This window comes from Enterobacter cloacae complex sp. ECL411 (assembly GCF_021869665.1).
Classification (GTDB): domain Bacteria; phylum Pseudomonadota; class Gammaproteobacteria; order Enterobacterales; family Enterobacteriaceae; genus Enterobacter; species Enterobacter intestinihominis.
This window is the reverse complement of the sequence record NZ_CP091486.1, coordinates 2995143-3018052: the sequence shown is the minus strand read 5'-3', so window position 1 is coordinate 3018052 and position 22910 is coordinate 2995143. Positions and strand designations below refer to the sequence as shown.

The following is a 22910-nucleotide window of genomic DNA, read 5'->3' as shown; positions in this document are numbered from 1 at the left end:
GTCGTTACTCCATCATCTTCTCAATTGGCAGCACCAGAATAGAACTCGCGCCCAGCGCCTTCAGTTTTTCCATCGTTTCCCAGAACAGGGTTTCGCTGCTCACCATGTGCATCGCCACGCGCTGCTGGTCGCCTGCCAGCGGCAGAATGGTTGGGCGTTCAGCGCCCGGCAGCAGGGCTATCACTTCGTCCAGGCGCTCGGTCGGCGCATGCATCATGATGTATTTGGATTCACGCGCCTGAATCACGCCCTGAATGCGGGTCAGCAGCTTGTCGATGAGCTGCTGTTTAGCCTCCGCCATCTCGCCGTCGCGCTGGATAAGGCACGCTTTGGAGCGGTAGATCACCTCCACTTCGCGCAGGCCGTTGGCTTCCAGCGTGGCGCCGGTGGAGACGAGGTCACAGATGGCATCGGCCAGGCCCGCACGCGGCGCCACTTCAACAGAGCCGTTCAGCAGACAAGATTTAAACTGCACGCCTTTTTGATCGAGGTAACGCTTCAGCAGGTGAGGGTAAGAGGTGGCGATACGTTTGCCGTTCAGCGCGGCCGGGCCATCCCAGGCTTCATCAACCGGCGTGGCCAGCGACAGGCGGCAGCCGCCGAAGTCCAGACGACGCAGGGTAAAGTAGCGTGGATCTTCGCCCTGCGCGCGGCGGGTTAATAACTCTTCTTCCAGTACGTTTTCGCCGATGATGCCGAGGTCAACGACGCCATCCATGACCAGGCCCGGAATATCGTCATCACGTACGCGCAGAATGTCGATCGGCATATTTTCAGCCAGGGCGATCAGGCGCTGGGTGTGCAGGTTGATTTTAATCCCGCAGCGGGCCAGTAGTTCGCGTGAATCATCGCTTAAACGGCCTGATTTTTGAATAGCTATGCGTAAACGTGAGTTATCTAACATTCTGTGTTCCTCGTTAACCTGTTTTAATCTGTCTGAATGCGGTCCAAAAAAAAGCCCCCGGAAGAAGATCTTCCGGGGGCTTTTTCATGCGTTCATGCACCACTGGAAGATCCAAACGTCTTCCAGCACACATCGCCTGAAAGACTAGTCAGGATGATGGTGATGATGGTGGTTTTTAAAAGGAACGCGTGTCATATAAATTCTCGTTGAATGCTTATGCATTTGATGTCTTTTAACCTAAACCAGTTGTACGCCATAAAGCAAGGGCTTTTTTTGATCATTAATTCATTTCATATTGATGGTATGAATTGTGCGTTCCATAAGGCTGGCGTAGCCTTATAACAGGCGTCGTTAAGCGGAGAATGTCATGAAAAAGGTCGCGATTGTCGGATTAGGGTGGTTAGGAATGCCACTGGCGATGTCATTAGCCGCGAAAGGCTGGCAGGTGACAGGGAGTAAGACCACGCGGGACGGGGTTGAGGCGGCGCGCATGTGCGGCATTGATGGTGTCGAGCTGCGTCTCGAACCCGAGCTTATCTGCGATACCGACGAGCTGGATGAACTGATGAATGTGGACGCGCTGGTCATTACCTTACCAGCGCGGCGCAGCGGGCCGGGCGAGACGTTTTACCTGCAGGCGGTGCAGGAGATTGTCGACAGCGCCCTGGCGCACCATATTCCGCGTATCATTTTCACCAGCTCGACCTCCGTCTATGGCGATATCGACGGTACGGCGAAAGAAAACACCGAGCGCCGTCCGGTGACCGCCAGCGGACGGGTACTGAAAGAGCTGGAAGACTGGCTGCACAATCTGCCTGGCACGCAGGTGGATATTTTACGCCTCGCCGGGCTGGTGGGGCCGGGGCGTCATCCGGGACGCTTCTTTGCCGGTAAATCCGCGCCGGATGGTCAGCACGGCGTTAACCTTGTACACCTTGAAGATGTTATCGGTGCAATAGAGCTGCTTTTACAGGCTCCGAAAGGGGGGCACATCTATAATATATGTGCGCCTTCGCATCCGCCACGCAGCACCTTTTATCCGCTGATGGCGCGCCAGCTTGGTCTGGCGCCGCCGGTGTTCAGTGAGGCGCAGGGGGAGCGCAAAGGCAAAATTATTGATGGCAATCGTATTTGCCATGAACTGGGATTTGAATATCAGTATCCCGATCCGCTGGTTATGCCCATGGAATAATTGCGCCGGCGGAGGCCATCGCACACCGCAAGGGGGCGAAGATGAAACCGCTGCTGGATGTTCTTGTTATTCTGGATGCGCTGGAAAAAGAGGGGAGCTTTGCCGCCGCCTCGGCGAAGCTCTATAAAACCCCTTCGGCTCTGAGCTACACCGTGCAAAAGCTCGAGAGCGATCTTAATATTCAAATCCTTGACCGCACTGGCCATCGCGCGCGTTTCACCCGTACTGGGCAGATGCTGCTGGAAAAAGGGCGTGACGTGCTGCATACGGTTCGCGAGCTGGAAAAACAGGCCGTCAAACTTCATCAGGGCTGGGAAAATGAGCTGGTGATTGGGGTTGATGATACTTTCCCTTTTTCGCTGCTTACCCCGCTTATTGAGGCGTTCTATCAGCGCCATAGCGTCACGCGGCTGGTTTTTATCAACGGCGTGCTGGGCGGCTCGTGGGACGCCTTAACGCAGGGCAGGGCGGATATCATCGTTGGAGCGCTGCATGAGCCTCCTCAGCTGAGTGAATTTGGTTTCGCCCGGCTGGGCGTTCTGGAGCAGATCTTTGCCGTTGCGCCTCACCACCCGCTGGCGAATGAACCGGAGCCTGTTTCAAGACGCGTCATTAAAAACCATCGCGCCATTGTGGTGGGAGACAGCTCCCGCCCCGAGTGCGGCATTTCATCGCAGCTTCTGGATGAGCAGGAGGCCATCACCGTTTTTGATTTTAAAACCAAGCTGGAACTGCAAATAAGCGGCCTGGGGTGCGGCTACCTTCCCCGTTATTTAGCACAGCGCTTTATTGAAAGCGGCGCGCTGGTGGAAAAACAGGTTTTAGCGCAGAGCAGTAACGAATCGGTATGGGTGGGCTGGAATGAACAGACCGCCGGGCTTGCCAGCGCCTGGTGGCGAGACGAAATTTTAGCAAATAGTGCTATCGCGACAGTTTACACTCAGGCAGATGATGGGAAATCAACCAGTTAGTAAAATTAATTTATGGGCAGGTTTCTCAATGTATTGCCTTTTGTATCTGGAATAGGGCAAAATGCCGCCGCTGCAAACAAATGAATAATCGACGATATAAAAGGCGTCGGTTATTTTTTTTTGCATGTACGAAACGAAACTAAAAACCAAGAGGCCGGGCTTCGTACCGGATAGATATTTACTAAAATCCGACAGTTGTTGTCGCTGAGGAAGAAAGAAATGGGGCAATTTTTCGCTTACGTGGCGGTTATCACCGTAAAGGAGAATAACTATGTCGCATAACGCAACTCCAAACACCTCTCGCGTGGAATTACGTAAAACGCTTACGTTGATTCCGGTTGTTATGATGGGCCTTGCCTATATGCAACCGATGACGCTGTTCGATACATTCGGTATCGTATCAGGCCTTACTGACGGTCACGTTGCAACGGCGTACGCCTTTGCACTGGTCGCCATTCTCTTTACAGCGCTGAGCTACGGTAAACTGGTTCGCCGTTTCCCGTCCGCAGGCTCTGCGTACACCTATGCTCAGAAATCCATTAGCCCGGCTGTTGGCTTTATGGTGGGCTGGTCATCACTGCTGGACTACCTGTTCATGCCGATGATCAACATTCTGCTGGCAAAAATTTACTTCGAAGCGCTGGTACCTTCCGTACCGTCGTGGATCTTCGTTGTGGCGCTGGTGGCCTTTATGACCATCTCTAACCTGCGCAGCATCAAGACCGTGGCTAACTTCAACACCCTGATCGTGATCCTTCAGATGGGGATTGTTGCGGTTATCGTTGGGCTGATCATCTACGGCGTTTCCCACGGTGAAGGCGCAGGTACGCTGACCAGCACCCGTCCGTTCTGGTCTGAAGGTGCGCACGTTGTGCCGATGATCACCGGGGCGACTATCCTGTGCTTCTCGTTCCTGGGCTTCGACGGTATCTCTTCCCTGTCTGAAGAGACCAAAGACGCTGAGCGCGTGATCCCGAAAGCGATTTTCCTGACCGCGCTGATTGGCGGCCTGATCTTCATCGGTGCGTCTTATTTCTTACAGCTGTACTTCCCGGATATCTCTCGCTTTAAAGATCCGGATGCATCGCAGCCTGAAATCATGCTGTACGTGGCGGGTAAAACCTTCCAGTGGGGCGTGCTGATCTTCTCCAGCGTCACCGTACTGGCATCCGGTATGGCAGCGCACGCGGGCGTTTCTCGTCTGATGTACGTGATGGGCCGTGACGGTGTGTTCCCAACTCGCTTCTTTGGTTACGTGCATCCGAAATGGCGTACCCCGGCGTGGAACGTGCTGCTGGTGGGCGCGATTGCCCTGCTGGCAATCAAGTTCGACCTGGTAACGGCCACTGCGCTGATTAACTTTGGTGCGCTGGTGGCGTTCACCTTCGTTAACCTCTCCGTGATTTCGCAGTTCTGGATCCGTGAGAAGCGCAACAAGACGCTGAAGGACCACATCAACTATCTGGTGCTGCCAGTGTGTGGTGCCCTGACGGTGGGCGCCCTGTGGATCAACCTGGAAGAGAGCTCAATGGTTCTGGGTCTGATCTGGGGTGCAATCGGTCTGATTTACCTGGCTTGCGTAACGAAGAGCTTCCGCAACCCGGTTCCTCAGTACGAAGACGTCGCGTAAGACTGTGTCGGGTGGCGGCTATGCTCAACCCGACCTACAGTTTTGTAGGCCGGGTAAGCGTTAGCGCCACCCGGCAAAAAAAAGCCGGAGACATCGCCTCCGGCTTTTTTGTACCCGCTACTCAGACAATCTCTTGCGCGTACTGGAACAGCGCTTTCAGCAGCGCCTGTTTCTCAGCATCCCCTTCATACTGGCCGTAAAGCATCTCCAGCTCCTGGGCATAGCTATTAAGAAACTCCGGTGTAAACACGTTGCGCCGATGCTGTAACCAGCGCTCCTGCTCTGCTTCATCCAGCGAGCCGGGATAGTTGCGCGCACGGTAGTTAAACATCAGCTTCTCAATACGCTTATCTGCGAAGGTGATATCCAGCGCAGGCAGGTTACGCGGGTCGGTTTGCAGCACGATGTTCATCGCCGCGCGATCGGCATCGCTGAAGAAGCCGTTATAAAGCTGCGCATCCACATTATCAGACGGCACGAACGGCTCTGCTTCGGCAAAAATGGCGACGACTTTCTCGCGCACCTGCGGGTTGTCGCGCAGCACTTTCAGGTTATCGAGGCAGTGCTGACGATTAATCCCCAGCCGGTCGGCGTCTTCCGGACGCAGCGTGTTGGCCTGCGCAAGCACCGGGCATTTATTGATGTGCACCAGTTTTACCGGTACGGCTGGCAGGTCACCCAGCGCCTCTTTCGGCGTATAAAGCCGTTCACGTAAGGTGTCGCTGTCGAGCTCAAGCAGCGGCGAGATATCCCCGGCAAGATCCACCATGATGACGGCGTTACGGTTGTCCGGATGCCAGGCAAGCGGCGCCACCCAGCTTGTGTTCCCGCGCCACGCGCCGAACATCCCTGAAATATGCACCAGCGGTTTCATCTGCGGCACGTCAATCAGCGTCATCAGCTTTTGCTTGCTGCGATGGCTCAGCAGATACTCAAACAGGCGCGGCTGCGCGGTTTTTACGAGCTTCGCCATAGCAATGGTCGCGTAGACGTCTGCCATCGCGTCGTGGGCGTTGCTGTGCTCGATGCCGTTGGCCCGCGTCAGGTGCTCGAGCCTGAAGCTCGGCAAGCCGTCGTCGTTCTCCGGCCAGTTAATTCCCTCCGGGCGCAGCGCATAGCAGGCGCGCATAATATCCAGCAAATCCCAGCGCGAATTGCGGTTCTGCCAGCTCCAGGCATACGGATCGTAGAAGTTGCGGTAGAAGATATTGCGCGTCACTTCATCGTCAAAACGGATGTTGTTGTAACCCACCACGCAGGTATCAGGCACCGTGAACAGGTCGTGGATGCGACGGGCAAATTCTGCTTCGCTAACGCCTTTATCCCGCGCTTCCTGAGGCGTGATGCCCGTCACCATCACCGCGCCCGGCTGCGGCAGGTAGTCATCGGCGGGTTTACAGTAAAACACCTCGGGTTCGCCGATAACGTTAAATTCGTCATCGGTTCGGATAGCCGCAAACTGCGCCGGTCGGTCCAGCGCCGGATGGGTACCAAAGGTTTCGTAATCGTGGAACAAAAAAGTCGGGCGCGCGGCAGAGTCAGACACCAGTAATCTCATCCTGTTAAAAATTGACGTCTCTATGGTAAACGATTGGGGTGAGCAGTCCGAATAAAAAGCACCTTCAGGCAAGAAATTTGCGAGATTTGTTCCGAAAAAATCTGCGTGCTGTCACATTTTTTTGTAATTAAGGCAGGTAACGACATCAGAACTCCCGTAAAAAGGTCATCGATTTTTACTGACCTGAGGATATACCGTTGAAACGCCGTCTGTTTATTGCTGTTTCTTTACTCGCTTCGAGTATTTCATCCGCGCTGGCTGCCGAGCCGCTGGATTTTTCACCTCAGCCGCCTGCCATCCAGGCAGGATCCTGGGTATTGATGGATTACACCACGGGTCAAATCTTAACGGCGGGCAACGAACATCAGCAGCGTAATCCGGCGAGCCTGACCAAACTGATGACGGGGTACGTTGTCGATCGTGCCATTGATAGCCACCGCATCAGCCCCGATGACATTGTGACGGTCGGACGTGACGCCTGGGCAAAAGGCAATCCGGTCTTTGACGGTTCGTCTCTGATGTTTCTGAAGCAGGGCGATCGGGTTTCTGTGCGCGATCTCAGCCGCGGCCTGATTGTTGATTCCGGCAATGACGCCTGCGTGGCGCTGGCGGATCACGTGGCGGGCGGTCAGCCGCAGTTCGTCAGGATGATGAATGACTACGTTGAAAAGCTGAACCTGCGCGATACCCACTTCGAAACCGTACACGGGCTGGATGCACCCGGTCAGCACAGCTCCGCTTATGATCTCGCCGTGCTTTCCCGGGCCATCATCCACGGCGAGCCTGAGTTCTACCACATGTACAGCGAGAAGAGTCTGACCTAGAACGGCATCACTCAGCAGAACCGCAACGGCCTGCTGTGGGATAAGACCATGAACGTGGATGGTCTGAAAACGGGACACACCTCGGGCGCGGGCTTTAACCTGATCGCCTCTGCGGTGGATGGTCAGCGTCGACTGATTGCGGTGGTGATGGGGGCAGACAGCCCGAAAGGACGTGAAGATCAGGCGCGCAAGCTGCTCCACTGGGGACAGCAAAATTTCGATACGGTGCAGATCCTGCATAACGGCAAAAAAGTGGGAACCGAACGCATCTGGTATGGCGATAAAGAGCAGATCGCGCTGGGCACGGATCAGGATTTCTGGCTGGCATTACCCAAAACGGAAGTGCCGAACATCAAGGCGAAATATGTAATGGATAAAAAAGAGCTGGAAGCGCCGATCGCCGCGCATCAGCGGGTAGGGGAGATCCAGCTGTACGATCGTGACAAGGTGGTAGCGCACTGGCCATTGGTTACGCTGGAGCGCGTTGAAAAGGGTGGCCTTTTCTCCCGCCTCGGCGATTATCTGCATCATAAACTCTAACCTTTTCGGGCAGACTGGCAGTGTTGCGAGTCTGCTCACATAATAAACACTCCTGGTTTGCCGATAATCTCGATTCTGCTTTATAGTGTATATATATACAGTAATAAACGGAGGCAGCATGGACTACAGCATCAGGCAGCAACAGAAACGTACGATCGCTGGCTTTCATCTCGTGGGGCCGTGGGAAAAGACGGTCAAGCAGGGATTTGAACAGCTGGTTATGTGGGTAGATGGACGTCATATTCAGCCGCAGGAGTGGGTGGCCGTTTATTATGACAATCCGGATGACGTTCCGGCAGAAAAGCTTCGCTGCGTTACCGCCGTAACGGTAGCGGACGATTTCACTATCCCTGATAACAGCGAAGGGGTAATGCTGACCGAAATTGCTGCCGGAGAGTATGCTATTGCCGCCGCGCGCGTCGAAAATCATGATTTCGCTACCCCGTGGTATCAGTTCTTCAACTCCCTGCTGGAAGACAGCAAATTCCAGATTGCGCCAAAACCCTGCTTCGAACGCTATCTGAACGATGGCAATGCTGACGGCTACTGGGATATTGAGATGTTTGTACCGGTAGAGCACAAAGTGGGATAATCCTGCGAAACGCAGGGTTTTTCAGCCGGGCGCGATCCACCCGGCTGAAAACACAGTACAATTGTGGTTTGCCGTAGAGCTGGAGACGGGTGTGCGCCCCGACAAGTCATTAACCCCTTTTGAAATTCGGTTATACAAACATTATCGCGTGGTGCACGGTTGCCGCATTGCGCTGGCGTTTGTGCTGACCTTCGTACTGGTTCGTTTGCTGGATATCCCGGAAGGAACGTGGCCGCTGATCACGCTGGTGGTGGTGATGGGGCCGATCTCATTCTGGGGGAACGTGGTCCCTCGCGCTTTCGAACGCATAGGTGGTACCGTTTTAGGCTCGGCGCTTGGGCTTATCGCCCTGAAGCTGGAGCTAATTTCATTTCCGTTCATGTTGCTGTGGTGCGCGGTGGCGATGTTTCTTTGCGGATGGCTGGCCCTCGGCAAGAAACCGTATCAGGCGCTGCTGATTGGCATTACGCTCGCCGTTGTGGTCGGCGCACCGGCGGGCGATATGACCACCGCATTGTGGCGAAGCGGGGACGTGATCCTCGGTTCGTTGCTCGCCATGCTGTTTACCGGCATCTGGCCGCAGCGCGCCTTCCTGCACTGGCGCATTCAGATGGCAAACTACGTCACGGCATTTAACCGGGTCTACCAGGCCGGGTTTTCGCCGAATCTGATTGAGCGTCCGCGGCTGGAAAAGCACCTGCAAAAAATCCTTAATGATGTGGTCAAAATGCGCGGGTTAATTACCCCGGCAAGCAAAGAGACGCATATCCAGAAAGCCATTTTTGAAGCCATTCAAACGGTCAGCCGTAATCTGGTCTGTATGCTTGAACTGCAAATCAATGCCCACTGGGCCTCACGCCCCAGCCATCTTCTGATGCTCAACGCGCATACGCTGAAAGAGACGCAGCAGATGACGCAACAGACCCTGCTGACCATCGCTCATGCACTTTACGAAGGTAACCCACAGCCGATACGGGCGAACAGCGAGCGGCTGAATGACATCGTCATCGAGCTCAAACAGCTGATGAATGAGCGTCAGGGCGACAATGTGTCGGAAACGCCCATCCACGGCTATGTCTGGCTGAGTATGGAGCTGGCGCGACAGCTGGAGTTGTTATCGCAGCTGATTTGCCGGGCACTGCGCAAATAAAAAGCGTATGTGATGCCTGCTGCTTCGATTCAGCAACAATTAGGTTTATGATGGTTTTAAACGATATACTCATTGTCATTCGCAGCCGCTGTCTGTTAAAACGGTTGCTTTAACGAATCCGAATCTCACATTATCAGGGGTGTAAAAATGGAAACTACCAAGCCTTCGTTCCAGGATGTTCTGGAGTTCGTCCGCCTGTTCCGCCGCAAAAACAAGCTACAGCGCGAAATCCAGGACGTAGAGAAGAAGATCCGTGACAACCAGAAACGTGTCCTGCTGCTGGACAACCTGAGCGACTACATCAAGCCAGGTATGAGCGTTGAAGCCATTCAGGGCATCATCGCCAGCATGAAGAGCGATTATGAAGATCGCGTTGATGACTACATCATCAAAAACGCTGAGCTGTCCAAAGAGCGTCGCGACATCTCCAAAAAGCTGAAAGTGATGGGCGAAATCAAAAACGTCGACGCTAAAGGCGAGTAATCGCACACTCTGTTGCCCGGTGGCGCTGCGCTTACCGGGCCTGCAAGACCGTAGGTCGGGTAAGCGTAGCGCCACCCGACAATTTACGTGGCGCAGAAAAGCAAAAAGCCTGCTCTAAAAGCAGGCTTTTTTAATTTGGCTCCTCTGACTGGACTCGAACCAGTGACATACGGATTAACAGTCCGCCGTTCTACCGACTGAACTACAGAGGAATCGTTGTGGAGGCTTATCTTAGCGGCGAAAAAACTTTTGTCAAACCTGATCTCAGGCAAAAGTGATTGTTTGATGATTCTGTCGTCATTTTGTTGTAAATCCAAACATAATTTTATGGAAAATACTTTGCAGGATACGCATTTCTGCCCCATCATTTGAAATGGAGTTTCAACTTTCTCGTTAAGGCCCATTTTGAACGTCACCGCACCCCTGCGCCAGGCGATTATGCGCACGCCCTGGTATGCAAAACGTAAGAGTTATCGAGTTCTGTTCTGGCGTGAAATCACCCCCCTTGCTGTGCCTATTTTCCTGGAGAATACCTGCGTCCTGTTGATGGGGGTGTTAAGCACCTTCCTGGTGAGCTGGCTCGGTAAAGAAGCCATGGCCGGAGTAGGGCTGGCGGACAGTTTCAACATGGTTGTGATGTCCTTCTTTGCCGCTATCGATCTCGGTACAACGGTAGTGGTGGCGTTTAGTCTTGGAAAACTCGATCCAAAACGCGCCCGGGAGGCGGCCAGACAGTCGCTGATGATCATGACCCTCTTTTCGATCATCCTGGCGGCGGTTATCCATTATTACGGCAAAGAAATTATCGACATCGTCGCGGGTGAAGCGACAGGTGAAGTGAAGGACCTGGCGCTCACCTATCTGGAAATGACGGTGCTGAGCTATCCGGCGGCTGCCATCGCGCTGATTGGTAGCGGTGCGCTTCGTGGCGCAGGGAATACCAAAATTCCGCTGCTAATAAATGGCGGCATGAACATCCTGAACATCATTATCAGCAGTGTTTTGATTTACGGTGTCTTTTCCTGGGAGGGGCTGGGCTTTGTCGGCGCGGGATTAGGGCTGACCATTTCCCGTTATATTGGTGCGGCGGCGATAATCGGCGTACTGATGGCGGGAATTACGCCATCGCTGCGCCTGACGCTTAAAAGCTATTTCCGTCCGCTTAACTTCGCCATTATCTGGGAAGTGATGGGGATCGGGATTCCGGCTAGCATCGAATCCGTGTTGTTTAATGGTGGGAAACTGCTGACGCAGATGTTTGTTGCCGGGATGGGAACAGACGTCATCGCCGGCAACTTTATTGCTTTCTCCATCGCCTCGCTCATTAACCTGCCCGGAAACGCACTGGGATCGGCGTCGACGATCATCACCGGCAGACGCCTCGGAAAAGGGCAGATTGGGCAGGCGGAACGGCAGCTTAGGCATGTCTTCTGGCTTTCAACCATTGGACTGACGGCGATTGCGTGGGGAACTGCGCCTTTTGCCGGGCTAATGGCCTCGTTCTATACGCACGAAAATGACGTGAAAGAGGTCGTGAAGGTGCTGATTTGGCTCAACGCGGCGTTTATGCCAATTTGGGCCGCGTCCTGGGTACTTCCTGCCGGGCTGAAAGGGGCGCGCGATGCCCGGTTTGCGATGTGGGTCTCCATGCTCGGCATGTGGGGCTGCCGCGTCGTGGCGGGCTACACGCTGGGGGTAATGTTAGGTATGGGCGTTGTCGGCGTCTGGCTGGGGATGTTCCTTGACTGGGCCGTGCGCGGGGCGCTGTTCTACTGGCGCATGGTGAGCGGACGCTGGCTGTGGAAATATCCGCGAAAAAAACCGGAGCAGGAGGTTTCGGAAACGGCAAGTGCCTGACAAATGTGCGAAGTGGAGAATAAATCGGCAAACGATTGAAAATCTGCATTCACCCTTTGACATCCTCAGGGCGCATCGATAATATGCGCCCCGTTCACACGATTCCTCTGTAGTTCAGTCGGTAGAACGGCGGACTGTTAATCCGTATGTCACTGGTTCGAGTCCAGTCAGAGGAGCCAAATTTGAAAAGCCTGCTTTTATAGCAGGCTTTTTGCTTTTCTGCGTTCAGTAAAATTGTCGGGTGACGCTCCGCTTACCCGACCTACAAAAACATCGAATCGTAGGCCGGGTAAGGCGAAGCCACCACCCGGCAAAAGCCGCACTATCCGTTCACACGAATTGGCGCCGTTGCCTCCACCAGCCACGGCCGCGCATCGCTGTCCACCCGGGGTGAAAGCGCCTCTCGTACCTGCTGGTGGTACTCATCCAGCCACTGTTTTTCTGACTCGCTCAACAGATGCAGCTCCACCTGGCTTAAATCGATTGGGATCAGCGTCAGCGAGGCAAACTTACAAAATCCCGGACGGCTTTCGACAATCTCCACCTGGTTTTCAATGCGAATACCGTGGCTATCGCCCAGGTAGTAACCCGGCTCAATGGTCATAATATTGCCCGCCACCAGCGGCCACGGGTTGACCTTTTGCGCAAAACGGTGCGGGTTCTCGTGGATCAGAAGCTGATGCCCTACGCCATGCCCGGTGCCGTGGTCGTAATCCAGTCCCAACTCCCACAGCGGACGGCGCGCAAAGGCATCCAGCTGGTGCCCCTGAGTGCCGGACGGGAACTGAAGGGTAATCAGCGACAGGAAGCCTTTAAGCACTGCGGTGTAGTGCAAACGCTGCTGTGGATCGACCTTTCCCCAGGCCAGGGTACGCGTCGCGTCCGTGGTGCCGTTTCGGTACTGCCCCCCGGAATCATTCAGGTAAAAGTGGTCGTGGCCGATGGGCTTGTTGCTGGCCTCGCTTGAGTGGTAATGGCACATCGCCGCGTTACTCGCGGAAGCGGAAATGGTGGCGAAACTCGGCTCGACAAAGCCAGGCTGTTGCAGGCGGAACGCAAGCTGTTTCGCCTGCACGTCAAGCTCGGTCAGCGGCATTCCCGACGCGGCCCGCTGAGGAACTTCCCGGCTCAGCCAGGCCAGGAAATTCACCCATGCCGCACCGTCCTGGTGATGACATTCACGATAGCCCGCCAGCTCCACCGGGTTTTTCGTAGCTTTCATCAGGGTGATCGGGTCGGTCTGCCAGATAATTTCCCCCTGAGGTTCAACCGCAAAGCGTAACGCCACCGGTGCGGAATCGGGATCGATCATGACCCGCTTACCCTGCGCAAGCTGCCTACAGCGCGGGATAAAGGCTTCCTGAGGCGCAATCGTGAAGGCGTTCCGCACGGCATCCGGCAGCGCATTCAGCTTGCTGTCATCCACAAACCATTCCACCGCACCCTCGCGGCTCAGCAGGGCAAACGACAGAGGCACCGGGCAAAAGGGGATATCTGAGCCCCGCACGTTCAGCAGCCAGGCGATATTGTCCGGCAGGGTAACGGCCAGATAATCCGCGCGGTGCTCTGCCAGCACGGCGGCGGCGCGCTGGCGTTTGGCGGCGCTGCTTTCGCCGCTGATGTCTACAGGCATCTCGCGGATAAGCCCTGCGGGGGCGGCAGGGCGGTCAACCCAGAGGGTATCGAACGGAGAGCGCGCGAGCGGTACCAATTCGCACGGCGTGGCCGAGAGCCGCGTAAACTCTGCATTGGTCATCAGCAGCGCATCAAAGCCGATGCGCGTGCCGGCCGCAACGTTTTTCGCCAGCCACTCGGCCAGCGGCTCGTTGTGCAGATGGTGGATCTCCACCTCGTCGAGATTGACCTGTACGCGGGCCTGAATCTGATAGCGTCCGTCAACAAACAGCAGCGCTCTGTCTTTCAGTACCAGCGCCAGCCCCGCCGAGCCGTCAAAGCCCGTCAGCCAGGCCAGCTTTGCATCATACGGTGCGCAAGATTCGCTCTGCCAGGCATCGGCGCGCGGCACAATCATCCCGTCGAGCTGATTGTCCTGTAGCCACTGGCGCAGGGCCGTAAGCGGTGATGTGGTGTGCATATTGTGTCCTTAGTATCACCTAAACGGTGGCTCATTGAAGGTGCGCAGCTTACGGGAATGCAGTTTGTCGCCCTCTGCACGCAGTAAATCGATGGCGCGAATACCAATCTGAAGGTGCTCTGAGATCGCCCCTTCGTAGAAACGGTTCGCCTGACCCGGCAGTTTGATCTCGCCGTGCAGCGGTTTATCGGACACGCACAGCAGCGTGCCGTACGGGACGCGGAAGCGGTAGCCCTGCGCGGCAATGGTGGCGCTTTCCATATCGATCGCGACCGCACGGCTGAGGTTGAAACGCAGGGCGGAGGCGGAATAGCGCAGCTCCCAGTTACGATCGTCGGTGGTGACGACCGTACCGGTACGCAGGCGCTGCTTCACCTCTTCACCCGGCATGCCGCTCACCTCTTTGGTGGCGTCGTACAGGGCGCGCTGCACTTCAGCGATACTCGGGATAGGAATGTCCGGCGGCAGAACCGCGTCAAGGACATGGTCGTCACGCAGATAAGCGTGGGCGAGGACATAATCACCAATCAGCTGGCTTTCACGCAGGCCGCCGCAGTGGCCGATCATCAGCCAGACGTCCGGGCGCAGAACCGCCAGATGGTCGCAGATGGTTTTCGCATTCGACGGGCCAACGCCGATGTTAATCAACGTAATGCCCTGACCGTCGGCGGTAACCAGGTGCCAGGCGGGCATCTGGTGCTTTTTCCACGCCAGGTCGGAGATGGCCTCTTCCGGTGCTTCGGTTTCGGCAGTGATCCAGATCCCGCCCGCGCAGGAGAGAGCGATGTAAGGGCTGTCCGGGTCAAGGATCTGGCTACAGCCCCAGCGGACAAATTCGTCTACATAGCGGGTGTAGTTGGTAAACAGTACGAACGGCTGGAAATGTTCGGCTGGGGTGCCGGTGTAGTGGCGCAGGCGTGCCAGCGAAAAATCGACACGGCGGGCATCAAAGTGCGACAGCGGTGAAAACTCTGCCGGGTGATAGATCCCGTCCGCCGTCTCATCGCCAATCTGCGACAGCTCAGTGGTCGGGAAATGGCGGGTCAGCCCCGCGCTCATGGAGCGATCCAGCGTCAGCGCTGAGCCGTCTATTACGTACGGGTAAGGGATCTCGTGCAGGGACGGTTCAACGCTGATATGCGCGCCGTAATCCTGATACAGCAGGGTAAGCTGCTCTTCCAGATAGGGGCGGAACAGCGCAGGACGCGTGATGGTCGTGCTGTAACAGCCGGAGTGGGTGAAACGCGCATAGGCGCGGGTTTTCGGATTGCTGCTGGCGCTGCCGTCCCAGGTGACAGAGAGCGATGGATAAACAAAAAGGCCCTGGGTTCTGGCCTTTTCATCGGGAAGTTTCCCTGTTTCGATATAGTCACTGATGGCGCTGCGCAGTGCATTGACGGACTGTTCATACAGCGCGTCGAGTTTTTCCAGCGCCTGAGCCGGGGTCAGGCTGGAGCCCTTATTATTCATGTCTGTCTCCTTGTTCCACAGGTGTGCGGCTATACCCGATAGTATGTCACACGCCTGTGAAACAAAAGTGAGGAGATCAGCTGTGCGCGGTTTCCTTCATCAACAGGGCGGTGGCAGCAGAAAGCAGGCAACCTGCCAGCAGATAAATCGCCACGCTATGCCAGTTCCCGCCGGAGAACGTCACCAGCGCGGCGGCGATAAACGGCGTAAACCCGCCGCCGACCACGCTCGCCACCTGATATCCCACGCCCGCGCCGCTGTAGCGGTAGCTTGCGCCAAACAGCTCGGTAAACATCGGCTGCTGCACGCAGACCACCATATCGTGAGCGATGTTCGCGAGCATGATCGCGAAGAAGACAATCCAGAAGACCGACTGTGCCTCCAGCGCCATAAAGAACGGCCAGGCGCTGAGTGTGCCGATGAGCGCCCCGGTGATATACACCCGTCGACGGCCAAAGCGATCCGCCAGCCAGGCGAAGCAGGGGATGGTCAGGCAGCTGATCCCGCCCACCACCAGGCCAATGTTCAGGAACAATTCCCGCGGCAGGCCGAGGTTTTGCGTGGAGTAGTTGAGGGCGAAGGCGGTGACGATATACATCGTCAGCAGTTCGCACAGGCGCAGGGCGATAATTTTCAGAAAAGCGCCAGGGTGCTGCACCAGCGCTTCCATCACCGGCAGCCGTTTTTTCGCGACCGGTTTTTCGCGTTGCTGCCGCTCAAACTCAGCCGACTCTTCCATGCCGTTACGGATCCACAGGGCCACCACGACCAGCACAATGCTGAAGATAAACGGAATACGCCAGCCCCAGCTCAGGAACTGCTCGTCTGTCGTGAGCTGGCTTATGAGCGACACCAGGCCCGTTGAGAGCAGCAGACCCACGCCATAACCTACCTGCACGCCGCTGCTGTAGAACGCTTTCTTATTCTTCGGCGCGCTTTCCACGGACAGCAGTGCCGCGCCGCCCCATTCGCCGCCGACGGCAAAGCCCTGAATGGCGCGAAGCGTCACCAGCAACTCCGGGGCCCACCAGCCAATCGATGCAAAGGAGGGCAAAATACCGATCAGCGCGGTGGCAATGCCCATCATCCACACGGTGAGCATCAGCATGCGCTTACGGCCAAGGCGATCGCCGAAGTGGCCGAAAATTATCCCGCCCAGCGGACGAAACAGAAAACCGACGCCGAAGGTGGCAAACGCAGCAAGCGTGCCCATGGCGGGGCTGATCTGAGGAAAGAATTCACGGTTAAAGACCAGCGCAGCGGTAATACCGTAGAGCAGAAAGTCATACCAGTCGACGACGGCGCCTGCGAAGCTACCTAAAGCGGCGCGGCGGGCGCGGTTAAGCGAAGGTGTCTCCTCGTTGCGGCGAGCGGAGATGAGGGTGGAGTCCATAGTTGTCCTGTCTGTACTGATTTTTAATTATTGGTATAAGAAAAGGTCACTCACGTTGCAGCCGTCATATTGACGGAACGTATGAGACTACCGCGACAGACGGCCTGAGAAAACGTTTTTATCTTTCCTGAAAGCGCAGAATCAATAAATTTCATCTTATCGGGTCCCAATATAAATCAGCCTGTTTGGCTCCGGTTAGGGCTGAATGGTTTACAGTAATAATGATCGCTGTGTGACGTAAGCTGAGGGAATAACGATGCAACGCCTCTTTCCTGCACTCTGGGTAGTCCTGTTTTTGGTGGCTTCGCCGCTGCATGCGGAGCCAAAAGTCTACGGCGAACAGCGCATCCACCGCTGGTGGGATGCGGTAACAGACGATATTTCCCAGACCTGGGAGCAGCCAGATCGTTACGATCTCTACCTGCCGTTTCTGAGCTGGCATGCCCGCTTTATGTATGACAAAGAGAAAACGGATAACTACAACGAAATGCCGTGGGGCGGCGGACTGGGCGTTTCTCGCTACAACGACGAGGGCAACTGGAGCGCACTCTTTGCCATGATGTTTAAAGATTCACATAACGAGTGGCAGCCCGCGATGGGCTACGGCTGGGAAAAGGGCTGGTATCTGGATAACGCAAAAGATTTCCGTCTGGGTCTGGGAGCCGCCGCGGGGATCACCGCGCGCGACGACTTTGCTAACTATGTCCCGCTGCCGTTTATCTTCCCGCTTTTCTCTGCCGGATATAAGCGCGTCACCGTCCAGTTCACCTATATTCCCGGAACCTACAACAACGGCAACGTGCTGTTTGCCTGGCTGCGCCTGGGCTTTTAAAGGGTGATCACTTTTTTGGCCACTGCGTTGGACAGAATCAGCAGCGAAAACAGGACCGACGTAACAAAGGTGAGCACAATCAGAGCAAGTTTGGTGCTCAGGGACGTTACCGGAATGAGCGCCGTCAGCAGGTGAAACACCGAGTAGTGCATGATATAGACCCCGGTCATCGTTTTGCTAATGGCGGCCAGCACGGACTCTTTAAACTCCGCATTGCGGCGAAAACGTACGCCGTTGGCCGCAATCACCAGGGCAATAATCAGGATGTAGATTTGCGATCCGGTGAGGATAAAGGCGTTTCTGTCCGCTTTAAATAGCGCAAAAAAGAAATGCCGTTCGTAAAACCACGTGAAGAGATAGATAAACGGTATGGCAATCACCGCTGCCCTGACCACATTTTTGCGGCCGATCCACGCCGCAATCTGCGGATCGCAAAAGAGCTGCCCCGTCAGATAAAACAGCAGCCACGTCCACAGGCGATACTGCGGCGACAATGAAAGCACGTGGACATCAGGATAGAGGGCTGACAGCAAATCGTACCCGTATGAGAAAAGCAGCAGGGTGGCAATCACCCCGCAAAACAGCGTTCGCCGCTGGCTGAGCCACTCCACCGCCGGATGAAAAGTGTAAATCACGACAAATGCGAACACGAACCAGGGCTGGATCAGATATCCGCGCTGATAGGGCTCCCACAGGTAGTAAATGGTTACCCAGAACAAAAAGACGATCACCAGGCTTTTGATCTTATCCAGCTGCCAGCGCGTGCCGTGTCGGGATTGCCCATCCAGATACCCTGCAACCACAAAAAACAACGGCGTGGCGATGGTCGAAATGAAGGTTAAAAAACCGAGGATCCAGTGATAGTCATAATCGTAATGGTCCCAGGTGTTGTAGATGGTGAAGAAGGTGACCGCCGTCATACAGCCCAGCGTCTTGATGATGTTCAGCCCTGTCGCATTCATTGTTGTTCAGCTTCGTCCTTACGATGAAAACACGCGTAAATTACGGGGAGTACCAGCAGCGTCAGGATTGTAGCAAACCCAAGCCCAAACATAATCACAACGGCCATGCTCTGGAAGAACACATCCAGCAGCAGGGGGGCGAGGCCAAGCACGGTCGTAAAGGCGGTGAGCAGGATGGGACGCAGGCGCGACGTGGCGGCGTAAACGATCGCACTGTGCTGATCCTGCTGCGCTTTCTGCTGCTCAATCTCTTCCACCAGCACAATGCCGTTGCGGATCAGCATCCCGCTCAGGCTCAGCAGGCCAATCAATGCCATAAAGCCAAAGGGGATCCCAGTAAGTATAAAACCGGGCGTAACGCCGATCAGCGCCAGCGGCACGGTCAGCCAGATAGCGACGGCGTTTTTCACCGAACTGAACATCAGCACCGTGATCACAAACATCACCAGATACCCGAGCGGCAGCGTGGTAAATAGCCCCTGCTGCGCTTCGCTGGAGTTCTCCGCGTCCCCGCCCCATTCGATGCTGTAGCCGTGGGGCAGAGGCAGGGCATCTATTTGCGGCTTCACGCGGGCGAGAATATCGCCGGACGTTTGCTGGCTTAGCGGGTCAGGGTCGGTCTGCACGGTCAGCACGCGCGAGCGGTCGCGACGCAGGATCAGCGGATCTTCCCACTCCAGCGCGAAGCCGCTGACGACGTTGCTCAGCGGAATATACTGCTGACGGGTCTGGCTCCATACCAGGACGTTATTCAGGTGATTGGCGTCCAGCCGCTCACTTTCCGGCGGGCGCACCACCACGGGTAACAGGTCGCTTCCTTCTCTGTACAGTCCCGCCCGGCTGCCGGAGAAATTCATCTCCAGGGCGTTATCGACGTCTTGCTTATCCACGCCAAGCTCACGTCCGAGCGCGGTGACGTACTGCGGGCGGATCACTTTGCTGCGGTTTTGCCAGTCGTTCCTGACGCTGTCCGTCGCCGGATCGCGCGTAAGAATGTTGTCTACCTGGCTGGCGATCAGACGCAGCCTGTCCGGATCGGGGCCCTTAATACGTATTTCAATGGCGCTGTCACCGGAGGGGCCAAACATCACCCGTTTCGTGCTGGCATTAACCTGCGGGTAGTTCCGTGCGATGTACTCATCAACGTGGCGGGTCAGGGCGGGGATGTTACGCTGGTCGTCCATTCTCACCATGATTTGTGCATAGTTGCTGTACTGCCGCTGTCCGCTGTAGGTCAAAATAAATCGCATACTTCCCTGACCAATCGTCGAGACCGTAGTTTCCACACCAGGCTGGCCGTTAATGGTTTTCTCGATATCGCCGGTCATCTTCTCAGTCCAGTTAATGTCGGTCCCGTAAGGGAGCCAGAGGTCGACAAAGAAAATTGGCGTACTGGATGAGGGGAAGAAGTTCTGCCGCACCGAGCCAAAGCCCCAGATGGCGGCAGCCAGCAGTGCGGCCATCACCATCAGCGTTGGCGCTTTACGCCGTAACAGCGCATTGAGCAAACCCCGGTAGATCCGATAGATGCGTTTGTCGTAGGGATCCGTTTCGTCGGCGTCTGGCGGTGCAGCGTCATGTTTAAACAGCCACCATTTAATCAGCACCGGCGTAATGGTGAGGGCTGAGAACCAGCTCAGCATCAGCGAAATCAGCAACACCTGAAACAGCGACTTACAGTATTCGCCGGTGGAGTCCTGCGACAGCCCGACGGGCGCAAAAGCCAGGATGGCGATGACCGTCGCACCCAGCAGCGGCAGCGCAGAGCGGCGAATAATCGCGTTAATGGCGTTAAGCAGGGGCGAGCCCTGCTGCCGGGCTATCAGTACCCCTTCGACAACCACAATGGCGTTATCGACCAGCATACTGAGGGCGATGATCAGCGCCCCCAGTGAAATACGCTGTAGTTCTATGCCCCAGAGATACATGATCAGCAGCGTGCCCAGCACGTTGAGCGCGAGGGAAAAGGCGATAATGAGCCCGCTGCGTAAGCCCATAAAGATCAGCAACACACCGACGACAATCGCCAGCGCCATCAGGAAATTAATGATAAATCCGTTGACGGAATGCCCGACCTCCGCCGCCTGATCGTAAAACAGGTCGATATGGATACCTGCCGGTTTCTCGGCTGACATCTGCTCAAGCTTCGCCTCCAGGGCATGTCCCACGTCGATCACGTTAACGCCGGGGATAAAGGAGACGCCCATGGTGACGGCTTTTCTGCCGTTGGCATGGTAGATGCTGGCAGGGGACGCATCCAGCCCACGTGACAGGGTGGCAATATCCCGTAAGCGGGTAGCCGCCCCAACGCCGGGCGGGGTCACTATGAGATCGGCCAGCTCGTCAATACTTTCGAATTCTCCGGTAGGATGCAGACGAATTGACTCAGTACCGGAGGGGATCTCTCCCGCGCTGGAAACCACGTTCAGCCTGCTGAGCTGGGCAGAAAGCTGGTTAAGCGTAATCCCGCGCGCGGCCATTTTGCTCAGAGAAATGTCCACGTTAATCTGCTGGATGAGGGCTCCGCCGATGGCCACTTTGCCCACGCCCGGCACGAGGACCAACTCCCGGCGCAGCTGCTCGGCATACCGGACCAGTTCCGGATTGCTGAATTCATCGCCGGAAATGGCAAAGAAAAAGCCGAACACATCGCCAAAATCGTCATTCACAAACGGGGTCACTACCCCCGGTGGAAACTGTCGGGCGGCATCTCCCACCCGGCGACGCAGTTCATCCCAGATTTGCGGCAGCGCATTTGAGTGGTAGCGCGAGGCTATATTGACCGTGATCTGCGACAGGCCGCTGGAGGAGATGGAGCTGACGTTATCCAGGTAAGGTAACTGCTGAAGCGCGTTTTCCAGCGGCAGGGTGACCTCTTCCTCAACCTGCTGCGCCGACGCGCCCGGATAATGGGTGATCACCACCGCCGTTTTGATGGTAAACGCCGGATCTTCCAGTCTGCCGATGTTCAACAGGGCAATAATGCCACCTACGCCCAGCAGCAGAATAGTCAGCCAGACGCGAACCGGGTTGCTGATAAACTGACGAGAGATATCCATTACAGTCCCCGTTCACGCGTCCAGATACGTACCGGCTGGTTGGGATGTAACTCCCCAACGCCTGCGGCCACCACGCGTTCACCCGCCTTAAGCCCACCGACGATGACGACCCCCTCAGCGCTGACTTGCCCGACGCTGACCTTACGATCTTCCAGGTGCAACGTATCGCCTTCGCCCGTCACCACCCAGACGTGTGGCTCATTGCGCGGGCGGTTATCCGGGTTAAAGACCGCTTCAACCGGCACCACCAGCGCCTCACTGCCCACGCCCGCCGGTAGGTTGGTTAAATTGATGGTGACCGTTCCGCTGACGCCGCCCACGACGGGAAAATCATCCGGGCGGGGCATGGTTAAAATCACCTGCCAGGTCAATGTGTTGCTGTCGCTACTGCCTGAGTGCTCTTTGTACACAGCGGTAAACTCGCGACCGGGCAGGGCGTTGATCCTCACTACCGGTTTGTACTGCGCATTGCGGATATCGAAGGTGTTAAACAGGTTCTCTGGAAGGCTGAACACCACGTCCAGCAGGTCGGTACGGGTCAGGGTGACGACGGGCTGGCTGGCTGAGACGACCTGATGATTTCGCACATGTACGCTGGCCGCTGTCCCGCTAAAGGGGGCGACGAGCGTCATCTGGCTTAATTCCTCGCGAGCAATCTGTAGCGCGGCGTTTGCAGAATCGCGGTTTGCGCGCTGGACATCCATCTCGGCCTTCGACACGGCCTGGCGTCCTGCCAGGGTCTGGAAGCGGTCGAATTGCCGCTGAGCCAGGGTCGCCGCCGTTTGCCTGTCGTTCAGACGCTGCCGGGCTTCGCGATCGTTAAGACTGGCGAGCCGTTGCCCCTGTTTGACAACGGCACCCTGGCGAATGTCCAGGGTCTCAATCTGCCCGGCACGTTTGAACGCGAGATCGGTGGCGTCGCCGGATTCGATACGCGCGGGAAATACGCGCTGCTGCGCGTTGCCGGCCTTCACCACCTCTGCGACTTTTACCATTTTTGGCAGGGGCGCGGCGCGGTCGGGTTTGGGGTCGCACGCCGTCAGCAGCAATAAAACAGCAGGCAGAAGAGAGAGGTAGCGCTTCACAGTATTCCCCTGATAATAATTGTTTTATTTATTTCGTCATCAATGCTGGGGTGGCACTATTCCGCCAGGGCCGAGACGACCACATAGGTAAATAAACCGATTGCTGTGCTGGCGATAATGGCAAGCGCAATAAACAAACCAAGGCGAATCAGGCTTAAACCGTACATGCATTCCTCCATGAGGTTGAAGGTGGCGCGGGATAATGAGAATGAACGTGTTGCATGTCTGACTATGAGCATAGTCGGTGAATAAATAAATGTTAAATAACCATTATTAGTGGCGTGACATACTCAGGCGAAACAAGCGATACGAT

At 55.9% G+C, this 22910-nt stretch carries 17 protein-coding genes, 2 tRNA genes, 2 pseudogenes and 1 other annotated feature; of the genes and pseudogenes, 11 read left to right on the top strand and 10 right to left on the bottom strand.

Annotation, left to right across the window (positions count from 1 at the left end; translation table 11 throughout):
* Nucleotides 1-4 precede the first annotated feature (4 nt).
* Both hisG and hisL read right to left on the bottom strand, forming a co-directional pair.
* A complete protein-coding gene (gene hisG, locus L3069_RS14420) occupies nucleotides 5-904 on the bottom strand; it encodes an ATP phosphoribosyltransferase (RefSeq protein WP_032623983.1) in 900 nt (299 codons plus the stop codon).
* A 45-nt stretch (nucleotides 905-949) separates the two neighbouring features.
* Nucleotides 950-1073: a sequence feature (His leader region), on the bottom strand.
* Nucleotides 1049-1099, bottom strand: coding sequence for a his operon leader peptide (gene hisL, locus L3069_RS14415; protein WP_099516347.1), 51 nt, complete (start codon nucleotides 1097-1099; stop codon nucleotides 1049-1051). It overlaps the preceding feature by 25 nt.
* Nucleotides 1100-1271: 172 nt before the next feature.
* Here hisL and L3069_RS14410 point away from each other — a divergent pair, with 172 nt between their 5' ends.
* From L3069_RS14410 to L3069_RS14395, 4 genes are all read left to right on the top strand, one after another.
* Nucleotides 1272-2096 carry an SDR family oxidoreductase gene (locus L3069_RS14410; protein WP_006811206.1) on the top strand — a complete coding sequence of 275 codons (825 nt, stop codon included), beginning with the start codon at nucleotides 1272-1274 and terminating at the stop codon, nucleotides 2094-2096.
* A gap of 41 nt (nucleotides 2097-2137) precedes the next feature.
* Nucleotides 2138-3067: a LysR substrate-binding domain-containing protein gene (locus L3069_RS14405; protein WP_022648603.1), complete on the top strand. Its 930-nt coding sequence runs from the start codon at nucleotides 2138-2140 to the stop codon at nucleotides 3065-3067.
* 219 nt (nucleotides 3068-3286) lie between these two features.
* Nucleotides 3287-3349: a membrane protein YoeI gene (gene yoeI, locus L3069_RS14400; protein WP_099458931.1), complete on the top strand. Its 63-nt coding sequence runs from the start codon at nucleotides 3287-3289 to the stop codon at nucleotides 3347-3349.
* The gene (locus L3069_RS14395) at nucleotides 3339-4697 is read left to right on the top strand and encodes an APC family permease (protein ID WP_022648602.1); all 1359 of its coding nucleotides are present in this window, start codon (nucleotides 3339-3341) and stop codon (nucleotides 4695-4697) included. The genes yoeI and L3069_RS14395 overlap by 11 nt, the downstream gene beginning before the upstream one ends.
* A gap of 121 nt (nucleotides 4698-4818) precedes the next feature.
* Here L3069_RS14395 and sbcB read toward each other — a convergent pair whose 3' ends face one another.
* Nucleotides 4819-6255, bottom strand: coding sequence for an exodeoxyribonuclease I (gene sbcB / locus L3069_RS14390; protein ID WP_022648601.1), 1437 nt, complete (start codon nucleotides 6253-6255; stop codon nucleotides 4819-4821).
* Nucleotides 6256-6446: 191 nt separating this feature from the next.
* On the opposite strand from sbcB, the pseudogene dacD reads away from it, so the two are divergent.
* The 4 genes and pseudogenes from dacD (at nucleotide 6447) to L3069_RS14370 (ending at nucleotide 9844) form a co-directional block, all read left to right on the top strand.
* A pseudogene (dacD, locus tag L3069_RS14385) lies at nucleotides 6447-7619 on the top strand (serine-type D-Ala-D-Ala carboxypeptidase DacD).
* Nucleotides 7620-7737: 118 nt separating this feature from the next.
* A complete protein-coding gene (gene sbmC / locus L3069_RS14380) occupies nucleotides 7738-8211 on the top strand; it encodes a DNA gyrase inhibitor SbmC (RefSeq protein WP_022648599.1) in 474 nt (157 codons plus the stop codon).
* A gap of 91 nt (nucleotides 8212-8302) precedes the next feature.
* Entirely contained in the window at nucleotides 8303-9361 is a 1059-nt protein-coding gene (locus L3069_RS14375; RefSeq protein ID WP_022648598.1) for an FUSC family protein, read from the top strand.
* Nucleotides 9362-9508: 147 nt separating this feature from the next.
* Nucleotides 9509-9844: a DUF496 family protein gene (locus tag L3069_RS14370; RefSeq protein ID WP_000450410.1), complete on the top strand. Its 336-nt coding sequence runs from the start codon at nucleotides 9509-9511 to the stop codon at nucleotides 9842-9844.
* Between the two features lie 136 nt (nucleotides 9845-9980).
* On the opposite strand, the gene L3069_RS14365 is transcribed toward L3069_RS14370, so the two are convergent.
* A tRNA-Asn gene (locus tag L3069_RS14365) sits at nucleotides 9981-10056 on the bottom strand.
* A gap of 161 nt (nucleotides 10057-10217) precedes the next feature.
* Here L3069_RS14365 and emmdR point away from each other — a divergent pair.
* Nucleotides 10218-11701, top strand: a pseudogene (gene emmdR / locus L3069_RS14360) (multidrug efflux MATE transporter EmmdR).
* 103 nt (nucleotides 11702-11804) lie between these two features.
* A tRNA-Asn gene (locus tag L3069_RS14355) sits at nucleotides 11805-11880 on the top strand.
* A 143-nt stretch (nucleotides 11881-12023) separates the two neighbouring features.
* Here the strand turns inward: L3069_RS14355 and L3069_RS14350 are convergent.
* The 3 genes from L3069_RS14350 to shiA all read right to left on the bottom strand — a co-directional run bounded on the left by L3069_RS14350 (nucleotide 12024) and on the right by shiA (nucleotide 16659).
* On the bottom strand, nucleotides 12024-13796 hold the full coding sequence (locus L3069_RS14350) for an aminopeptidase P family protein (RefSeq protein WP_038416347.1): 1773 nt from the start codon (nucleotides 13794-13796) through the stop codon (nucleotides 12024-12026).
* A gap of 15 nt (nucleotides 13797-13811) precedes the next feature.
* Nucleotides 13812-15266, bottom strand: coding sequence for an AMP nucleosidase (locus L3069_RS14345; RefSeq protein WP_022648595.1), 1455 nt, complete (start codon nucleotides 15264-15266; stop codon nucleotides 13812-13814).
* Nucleotides 15267-15342: 76 nt separating this feature from the next.
* Nucleotides 15343-16659 carry a shikimate transporter gene (gene shiA, locus L3069_RS14340; protein WP_038416345.1) on the bottom strand — a complete coding sequence of 439 codons (1317 nt, stop codon included), beginning with the start codon at nucleotides 16657-16659 and terminating at the stop codon, nucleotides 15343-15345.
* Between the two features lie 256 nt (nucleotides 16660-16915).
* On the opposite strand from shiA, the gene pagP reads away from it, so the two are divergent.
* Nucleotides 16916-17491, top strand: coding sequence for a lipid IV(A) palmitoyltransferase PagP (gene pagP, locus L3069_RS14335; protein WP_023300518.1), 576 nt, complete (start codon nucleotides 16916-16918; stop codon nucleotides 17489-17491).
* Here the strand turns inward: pagP and L3069_RS14330 are convergent.
* Genes L3069_RS14330 through L3069_RS14320 form a run of 3 tightly spaced genes read right to left on the bottom strand, consistent with a single transcriptional unit; the run spans nucleotide 17488 to nucleotide 22597 of the window.
* Nucleotides 17488-18411, bottom strand: coding sequence for an acyltransferase (locus tag L3069_RS14330; RefSeq protein ID WP_161956935.1), 924 nt, complete (start codon nucleotides 18409-18411; stop codon nucleotides 17488-17490). The genes pagP and L3069_RS14330 overlap by 4 nt on opposite strands.
* Nucleotides 18412-18449: 38 nt before the next feature.
* Complete coding sequence (locus L3069_RS14325; protein ID WP_038416344.1) at nucleotides 18450-21512, bottom strand: efflux RND transporter permease subunit; 3063 nt, start codon at nucleotides 21510-21512, stop codon at nucleotides 18450-18452.
* Nucleotides 21512-22597 (bottom strand): efflux RND transporter periplasmic adaptor subunit, encoded by a 1086-nt coding sequence (locus L3069_RS14320; RefSeq protein ID WP_038416343.1) that lies wholly within the window; start codon nucleotides 22595-22597, stop codon nucleotides 21512-21514. The genes L3069_RS14325 and L3069_RS14320 overlap by 1 nt, the downstream gene beginning before the upstream one ends.
* Between the last annotated feature and the right edge of the window lie 313 nt (nucleotides 22598-22910).

Coding starts and splice junctions, on each gene's coding strand:
- hisG (WP_032623983.1), bottom strand. CDS start 904: ATGTTAGATAACTCACGTTTACGCATAGCTATTCAAAAATCAGGCCGT.
- L3069_RS14410 (WP_006811206.1), top strand. CDS start 1,272: ATGAAAAAGGTCGCGATTGTCGGATTAGGGTGGTTAGGAATGCCACTG.
- L3069_RS14405 (WP_022648603.1), top strand. CDS start 2,138: ATGAAACCGCTGCTGGATGTTCTTGTTATTCTGGATGCGCTGGAAAAA.
- L3069_RS14395 (WP_022648602.1), top strand. CDS start 3,339: ATGTCGCATAACGCAACTCCAAACACCTCTCGCGTGGAATTACGTAAA.
- sbcB (WP_022648601.1), bottom strand. CDS start 6,255: ATGAGATTACTGGTGTCTGACTCTGCCGCGCGCCCGACTTTTTTGTTC.
- sbmC (WP_022648599.1), top strand. CDS start 7,738: ATGGACTACAGCATCAGGCAGCAACAGAAACGTACGATCGCTGGCTTT.
- L3069_RS14370 (WP_000450410.1), top strand. CDS start 9,509: ATGGAAACTACCAAGCCTTCGTTCCAGGATGTTCTGGAGTTCGTCCGC.
- L3069_RS14350 (WP_038416347.1), bottom strand. CDS start 13,796: ATGCACACCACATCACCGCTTACGGCCCTGCGCCAGTGGCTACAGGAC.
- L3069_RS14345 (WP_022648595.1), bottom strand. CDS start 15,266: ATGAATAATAAGGGCTCCAGCCTGACCCCGGCTCAGGCGCTGGAAAAA.
- shiA (WP_038416345.1), bottom strand. CDS start 16,659: ATGGACTCCACCCTCATCTCCGCTCGCCGCAACGAGGAGACACCTTCG.
- pagP (WP_023300518.1), top strand. CDS start 16,916: ATGCAACGCCTCTTTCCTGCACTCTGGGTAGTCCTGTTTTTGGTGGCT.
- L3069_RS14330 (WP_161956935.1), bottom strand. CDS start 18,411: ATGACGGCGGTCACCTTCTTCACCATCTACAACACCTGGGACCATTAC.
- L3069_RS14325 (WP_038416344.1), bottom strand. CDS start 21,512: ATGGATATCTCTCGTCAGTTTATCAGCAACCCGGTTCGCGTCTGGCTG.